A 6,829-nucleotide genomic window follows, 5' to 3' on the forward strand; every position below is an offset into this window, starting at 1 on the left:
TCCCCGTAGCTAGAAGGAGTCCATCCGTGACGGAAGGCACCACCTCCGCCGCCGCCGAGGGTGGCGACACCCTGACCCGCCTGGAGCAGGAGGGTGAGATCGCGGCCGACTACCTTGAGGGCCTGCTCGACATCGCCGACCTCGACGGCGACATCGACATGGACGTCGAGGCGGACCGGGCCGCGGTCTCGATCATCAGCGACTCCGGCAGCCGCGACCTGCAGAAGCTCGTGGGCCGCGACGGGGAGGTGCTGGAGGCGCTCCAGGAGCTGACCCGCCTCGCGGTGCACCGGGAGACCGGTGACCGCAGCCGTCTCATGCTCGACATCGCCGGCTTCCGCGCGCAGAAGCGCACGGAGCTGGCGCAGATCGGCGCCAAGGCCGCGGACGAGGTGAAGTCCACCGGCCAGCCGGTCAAGCTGGACCCGATGACCCCGTTCGAGCGCAAGGTCGTGCACGACGCGGTCGCCGCCGCCGGTCTGCGCAGCGAGTCCGAGGGCGAGGAGCCGCAGCGCTTCGTCGTCGTCCTCCCTGCCTGACCCCCCTCATCGCGTCGGCCCCGTCTGTTCGCAGACGGGGCCGATCTTTGTCAGCCTGATAGTTCAGCCACCACAGTGCGCTCGCACGGTACGCGTGCGGTACGGAAGGACGGTCCCCGTGACGGAGGCAGCGGAGCTCCCCGAGGCGCCCGAGCAGGCACGGAAGGTCTTCGGCGAGTACTTCCCCGAGGCCGTGCGGTACGCGGAGCTGCTCGCGGACGCCGGTGTGAAGCGTGGGCTCATCGGCCCCCGTGAGGTCCCGCGGCTCTGGGAGCGCCACCTGCTGAACTGCGCCGTCCTCGGCGAGGTCGTCCCCGAGGGCGTCACCGTGTGCGACGTCGGCTCCGGCGCCGGTCTGCCCGGCATCCCGCTGGCCCTGGTGCGGCCCGATCTGAAGATCACGCTCCTGGAGCCGCTGCTGCGCCGGATCACCTTCCTCCAGGAGGTCGTGGAGCTGCTCGGCCTCGACCACGTGACCGTCGTGCGCGGCCGCGCCGAGGAGATGCTCGGCAAGTTCCCGCCGGTGCACGTCGTCACCGCCCGTGCCGTGGCGCCGCTCGACCGGCTGGCCGGCTGGGGCGTTCCCCTGCTCCGCCCCTACGGCGAGATGCTGCTGCTGAAGGGCGACACCGCGGAGGAGGAGCTCGACGGGGCACGTGCCGCGCTCTCCAAGCTGGGCGTGGTGGAGACCTCGGTGCTCCACGTCGGCGAGGGCATCGTCGATCCGATGTCCACCGTGGTCCGGGTGGAGGTCGGCGAGAGCCCCGGCGGTGTGCGCTTCGCGGCCAAGCGGGCCAAGGCCGCCCGGACGAGCAAGACCCGCCGGCGCCGCTGAGCGTCGCATTCGTCCGCTTTCACGGAGTGTCGGACGGTCCCGGCAGGGCCGCAGGGGCATCGTGTTTCACGTGAAACGTCGCTCTCTGCTCCAGGGGATCATCAGCCGCGGGCGTGCGGCTGCCACCCCCCGGGACCGCCGACCCCGTGTGAAGCCACCCGCGAGGGTTACGGAGTTTTCCACAGAGGTGGATTCACCCACAGATCCACCGACCTCGCTGGTTCCGGACCCCGAAGGCATGGCAGGCTCTTCCCATCGCGAGCTTGATGCCGAGGAGAGTGAATCCTTGCGGTCCGACGCCAACATCGCGGGACCGATGACCGATCCGGTCCCCGGTCCCCGAACCGAATCGGCGGGGGAGGATGTTTCACGTGAAACACTGCCCCCGATGGACGACACCCCCATTGGCCGTGCCGCCCAGCTGGCCGTAGAGGCCCTGGGCCGGGCCGGGGAGGGACTGCCCCGTCCCGAGCAGACCCGCATCATGGTGGTGGCCAACCAGAAGGGCGGCGTGGGCAAGACGACCACGACCGTCAACCTGGCCGCTTCCCTGGCGCTGCACGGTGCCCGCGTCCTCGTCATCGACCTGGACCCGCAGGGCAACGCCTCCACGGCACTGGGCATCGACCACCACGCCGATGTCCCCTCCATCTACGACGTCCTCGTCGACAGCCGGCCGCTCTCCGAGGTGGTCCAGCCCGTCCTCGACGTCGAGGGTCTCTTCTGCGCCCCGGCCACGATCGATCTCGCCGGTGCGGAGATCGAGCTGGTGTCGATGGTGGCGCGGGAGAGTCGGCTCCAGCGGGCGATCCAGGCGTACGAGCAGCCGCTGGACTACGTCCTGATCGACTGCCCGCCGTCCCTCGGCCTGCTCTCGGTGAACGCCCTGGTGGCGGGCGCCGAGGTGCTCATCCCGATCCAGTGCGAGTACTACGCGCTGGAGGGCCTGGGCCAGCTCCTGAAGAACGTCGACCTGGTCCGTGGCCACCTCAACCCGACGCTGCACGTCTCGACGATCCTGCTGACCATGTACGACGGCCGGACCCGGCTCGCCTCGCAGGTCGCCGAGGAGGTCCGCAGCCACTTCGGGAAGGAGGTGCTCCGGACCAGCATCCCGCGGTCCGTCCGCATCTCCGAGGCACCCAGCTACGGTCAGACCGTGATCACCTACGACCCCGGCTCCAGCGGAGCCCTGTCGTACATCGAGGCGGCGCGCGAGATCGCCTTCCGGGGCGTCGCCGTCCACTACGAGCCCCAGCAGCACGGCCGCGTGGGGCACCAGAACAACCAGCACAGCATGGCGGAGGAACTTCAGTGAGCGACCGACGTAGGGGACTGGGGCCGCGGGGGCTCGGCGCGCTGTTCGCCGGTGCCCCCCAGGACCAGCAGGCGCCGGAGACCGGCGCCGTCTCCACGCTCCCCGGGAGCGGCGCGGCACGCCTGTTCCCCCAGGGAGCCCCGCAGCCCGAGACCGCCGCCGCGCCGGAGCAGTCCGCGCCGACGCTGGTCGCCGGGGCGTACTTCACCGAGATCCCGATCGGTGACATCACCCCCAACGCGCAGCAGCCGCGGAAGGTCTTCGACGAGGACGCCCTCGCCGAGCTGGTCACCTCCATCAAGGAGGTCGGTCTGCTCCAGCCCGTGGTCGTCCGCAAGGCCGAGGGCGGGCGCTTCGAACTGATCATGGGTGAGCGGCGCTGGCGGGCCTCCGACGAGGCCGGTCTGCAGACCATTCCCGCGATCGTCCGGGCCACCGACGACGAGAAGATGCTCCTGGACGCGCTCCTGGAGAACCTGCACCGGGCCCAGCTGAACCCGCTGGAGGAGGCCGCCGCCTACGAGCAGCTCCTCACCGACTTCAGCTGCACCCACGACCAGCTCGCCGACCGGATCGGCCGCTCCCGCTCGCAGGTCTCCAACACCCTGCGGCTGCTGCGGCTCTCCCCGGCGGTCCAGCGCCGGGTCGCCGCCGGGGTGCTCTCCGCCGGCCACGCCCGCGCCCTCCTCGGCGTGGAGGACGCGGAGGCGCAGGACCAGCTGGCGCAGCGGATCGTCGCCGAGGGGCTCTCGGTGCGCTCGGTCGAGGAGATCGTGCGGCTCATGAGCTTCGAGGAGCCCGCCGTCGCCAAGACGAGGAAGCCCCGGGCGGGCGGCCGGGTCTCGCCGGTCTTCTCCTCCCTGGCCACCCGTCTCTCGGACCGCTTCGAGACCCGGGTGAAGGTCGACCTGGGGCAGTCGAAGGGCAAGATCGTCGTCGAGTTCGCCTCGGTGGAGGACCTCGACCGGATCCTCTCGACGCTGGCCCCCGGCGAGGACAACGTGAAGCAGATGCTGAAGGCCGAGCAGGAGGGGGAGGAGGACGGGGAGTAGTCCCCGCACCGACGCCCAGGGCGGGTCGCGTTCCGTTCGTCATCGGAACGCGGCCCGCCCTTTGCCTGTGTGCGGTGTCGCCGTGACAGCCCGCTGGTTACGATTCCGAGAGCCGTATCCGTGCTCGGTGGCCGTCCGACGGCCAGGGAAGCGAGGGCAGCCGTGGGGCGTCGGCTCGTACCGCTCACGCTGGACAATCTTCCGCACCTTCCGAAGCGCTGCCGCTCCTGTGTCTTCTGGGAGCTCGATCCGGTGAGCGGGGAGGCCGCCGTGAAGGCGGGCCGCGCGGAGGTCGAGAAGGAGGCGTGGATCTCCGCTGTCCTGCTGGAATGGGGCTCCTGCGGCCGGGTCGTCTACGTGGACGAGGTGCCGGTCGGCTATGTGCTCTACGCTCCTCCGGCCTATGTCCCGCGTTCGACGGCCTTCCCCACGAGCCCGGTGGCGGCCGACGCCGTCCAGCTGATGACGGCCTGGATCATGCCGGAGTACCAGGGGCAGGGCCTGGGCCGGGTGATGGTGCAGACGGTCGCCAAGGACGTGCTGCGGCGGGGCTTCAAGGCGATCGAGGCGTTCGGCGACGCCCGCTGGAAGGAGCCGGCCTGTGTGCTGCCGGCCGACCACCTGCTCGCGGTCGGCTTCAAGACCGTTCGGCCCCATCCCGCCTTCCCTCGGCTCCGCCTGGAGCTGCGGACGACGCTCTCCTGGAAGGAGGACGTCGAGATGGCCCTGGACCGGCTGCTCGGCGCGGTGCAGAAGGAGCCGGCGCTCCGGCCCCTGTGAGCCCGGCGACGGAGAACGTGAAACAGCGTGCGGTTCTACTTCGCCGCGATGAAGGGCTCCAGGTCGCGCACGATCGCGGCCTTCGGCTTGGCGCCGACGATGGTCTTCACGACCTCGCCGCCCTGGTAGACGTTGAGCGTCGGGATGGACATGACGCCGTACTTGGCGGCGGTGGCCGGGTTCTCGTCGATGTTGAGCTTCACGATCTCGATCTCGCCGTGCTCCGCGGCGATGGCCTCCAGCGACGGGGCGATCTGGCGGCACGGTCCGCACCAGGCAGCCCAGAAGTCCACCAGGACGGGCTTGTCGTTCTTGAGGACGTCCTCTTCGAAGGAAGCGTCGGTCACGTTCTTCAGGGCGCCGGCCACGGCGGCCTCCTTAACTTCGCGGGGTGTGGGGTGGGGAGAGTTCGGGTCAGACCGCGGGGGTCTCGGCCAGCTTCTCGCTGTCGGCGAGGGCGGCCAGGAAGCGCTCGGCGTCGAGCGCGGCGGAGCAGCCGGTACCGGCGGCCGTGATGGCCTGGCGGTAGGTGTGGTCGACGACGTCACCGGCGCCGAAGACACCCGTGAGGTTGGTGCGGGTCGACGGGGCGGCGACCTTGAGGTAGCCCTCCTCGTCGAGGTCCAGCTGGCCCTTGAACAGCTCGGTCCGCGGGTCGTGGCCCACGGCGATGAAGAGACCGGTCACCGGCAGCGAGCTGGTCTCGCCCGTCTTGGTGTTGCGCAGGGTCAGACCGGAGAGCTTCTGGTCGCCGTGGATCTCGGTCACCTCGTTGTCCCAGGCGAACTTGATCTTCGGGTCGGCGAAGGCGCGCTCCTGCATCGCCTTGGAGGCGCGCAGGGTGTCACGGCGGTGGACGATCGTCACCGAGCGGGCGAAGCGCGAGAGGAAGGTCGCCTCCTCGATCGCGGTGTCGCCGCCGCCGACGACGGCGATGTCCTGGTCCTTGAAGAAGAAGCCGTCGCAGGTGGCGCACCAGGAGACGCCGCGGCCGGAGAGAGTGTCCTCGTTCGGCAGGCCCAGCTTGCGGTGCTGCGAGCCGGTGGTGACGATGACGGCCTTGGCGCGGTGCACGGTGCCGGCGGTGTCGGTGACGGTCTTGATGTCACCGGTGAGGTCCACGGCGACGACGTCGTCCGGGACGAGCTCGGCGCCGAAGCGCTCGGCCTGCGCCCGCATGTTGTCCATGAGGTCCGGGCCCATGATGCCGTCACGGAAACCGGGGAAGTTCTCGACCTCGGTGGTGTTCATCAGGGCGCCACCGGCGGTCACGGCGCCCTCGAAGACCAGCGGGTTCAGCGACGCGCGGGCCGTGTAGAGCGCGGCGGTGTAACCCGCGGGCCCGGAGCCGATGATGATCACGTTACGGACGTCGCTCACGGGTTTCTTCCTCGTCTCTGCAGACTGCCTACTGCCTACGGGGCGGTGTCTCGGTCACTCTCACCCCACCCAACGGATCCTAAGGGGCCAGCATTCCCGAGGGCGCCGCGCGGCGCGTGCGTGAGACGGAGAGTGAGACGGACGGCGGGATGGGCGGCGGGAGGGGCGGCGGGGGCGGGGCCCGCTCAGGGCTTCGGGTAGGAGGCCGTCCGGAGCAGCTGACCCGGGGTGTCCCCGGCGCAGGAGGCGTTGACGACGTACGCCTGGACGCGGTCGGCGGAGGCCCGGTCGGGGAGGACGAGCAGATAGGCGGCGACGCCCTCGTACTCGCCGCGCTCCGAGGCGAGGACGGCGCCCGGGCGGCCGGTGCCCGCGAGCACGCAGCCGGGGACGGCGGGGTCGCTGTTCCGCTGGGCGGTGCCGACGCCCTCCGTCTCCTCGGCCGCGAGCGATTCGGGCTGCTCGCCCTTCGGCGTACGGGCGGTGAGGTCGCCGGTGAGCAGGCCCCGGACGCGGTCCTCGACCGGTTCGCCGGAGAAGGTGCTGATCGGCGCGCTCACGGCGGCGTCCGCCTTGGCTCCGTGGCTCTCCGGTGAACCGTTCTGGGTGAGCGCGTAGAGGCTGACGGCGCAGAACGCGGCGACGACCGTGCCGGCGAGGCCCGTGAGGGCGGCGATACGGCCCCGGTGGCGGGTGCGTCCGCGTCCCGGACCCGTGGCCGCCTGGGGACGGCCCTGCGGGCGGCCGGAGGCCGTCGTACGCCCGCCGGTGGCCCGGGCCGCGGAGGCCGGTCGCGCTGTTTTTCGGGATAAACCCTCCTCCCGGGGCCGGGGTTGCCGGGGAAAACGCCGGCGGGGCAGCGGCGGGGGGGGGGGCCGGCGGGGCGCGGGGGCGCGCGCGGGGGCGGTGCCCCCGCGCGGGGCGG

The 6,829-nt window shown here is 71.4% G+C and carries 8 protein-coding genes; 5 read left to right on the plus strand and 3 right to left on the minus strand.

The window, feature by feature from the left end:
* The first annotated feature begins 26 nt into the window (after positions 1 to 26).
* The 5 genes from ACFW1I_RS03180 (at position 27) to ACFW1I_RS03200 (ending at position 4,524) form a co-directional block, all read left to right on the plus strand.
* The gene (locus tag ACFW1I_RS03180) at positions 27 to 539 is read left to right on the plus strand and encodes a R3H domain-containing nucleic acid-binding protein (RefSeq protein ID WP_031003107.1); all 513 of its coding nucleotides are present in this window, start codon (positions 27 to 29) and stop codon (positions 537 to 539) included.
* A gap of 118 nt (positions 540 to 657) precedes the next feature.
* On the plus strand, positions 658 to 1,374 hold the full coding sequence (gene rsmG / locus ACFW1I_RS03185) for a 16S rRNA (guanine(527)-N(7))-methyltransferase RsmG (protein WP_031003109.1): 717 nt from the start codon (positions 658 to 660) through the stop codon (positions 1,372 to 1,374).
* 238 nt (positions 1,375 to 1,612) lie between these two features.
* Positions 1,613 to 2,692 (plus strand): AAA family ATPase, encoded by a 1,080-nt coding sequence (locus ACFW1I_RS03190; protein WP_319011535.1) that lies wholly within the window; start codon positions 1,613 to 1,615, stop codon positions 2,690 to 2,692.
* A complete protein-coding gene (locus ACFW1I_RS03195) occupies positions 2,689 to 3,744 on the plus strand; it encodes a ParB/RepB/Spo0J family partition protein (RefSeq protein ID WP_384665539.1) in 1,056 nt (351 codons plus the stop codon). The genes ACFW1I_RS03190 and ACFW1I_RS03195 overlap by 4 nt, the downstream gene beginning before the upstream one ends.
* A gap of 162 nt (positions 3,745 to 3,906) precedes the next feature.
* Positions 3,907 to 4,524, plus strand: a complete 618-nt coding sequence (locus ACFW1I_RS03200; protein WP_351853498.1) for a GNAT family N-acetyltransferase — start codon at positions 3,907 to 3,909, stop codon at positions 4,522 to 4,524.
* Positions 4,525 to 4,559: 35 nt separating this feature from the next.
* Here ACFW1I_RS03200 and trxA read toward each other — a convergent pair whose 3' ends face one another.
* The 3 genes from trxA to ACFW1I_RS03215 form a co-directional block, all read right to left on the minus strand.
* Positions 4,560 to 4,892, minus strand: a complete 333-nt coding sequence (gene trxA / locus ACFW1I_RS03205) for a thioredoxin (RefSeq protein WP_384665541.1) — start codon at positions 4,890 to 4,892, stop codon at positions 4,560 to 4,562.
* Positions 4,893 to 4,938: 46 nt separating this feature from the next.
* Positions 4,939 to 5,904, minus strand: coding sequence for a thioredoxin-disulfide reductase (gene trxB / locus ACFW1I_RS03210; RefSeq protein ID WP_384665543.1), 966 nt, complete (start codon positions 5,902 to 5,904; stop codon positions 4,939 to 4,941).
* A 185-nt stretch (positions 5,905 to 6,089) separates the two neighbouring features.
* Positions 6,090 to 6,464, minus strand: coding sequence for a hypothetical protein (locus ACFW1I_RS03215; RefSeq protein WP_384665545.1), 375 nt, complete (start codon positions 6,462 to 6,464; stop codon positions 6,090 to 6,092).
* Between the last annotated feature and the right edge of the window lie 365 nt (positions 6,465 to 6,829).

Source organism: Streptomyces sp. NPDC058955 (assembly GCF_042741435.1).
In the GTDB taxonomy this organism is placed as follows: domain Bacteria; phylum Actinomycetota; class Actinomycetes; order Streptomycetales; family Streptomycetaceae; genus Streptomyces.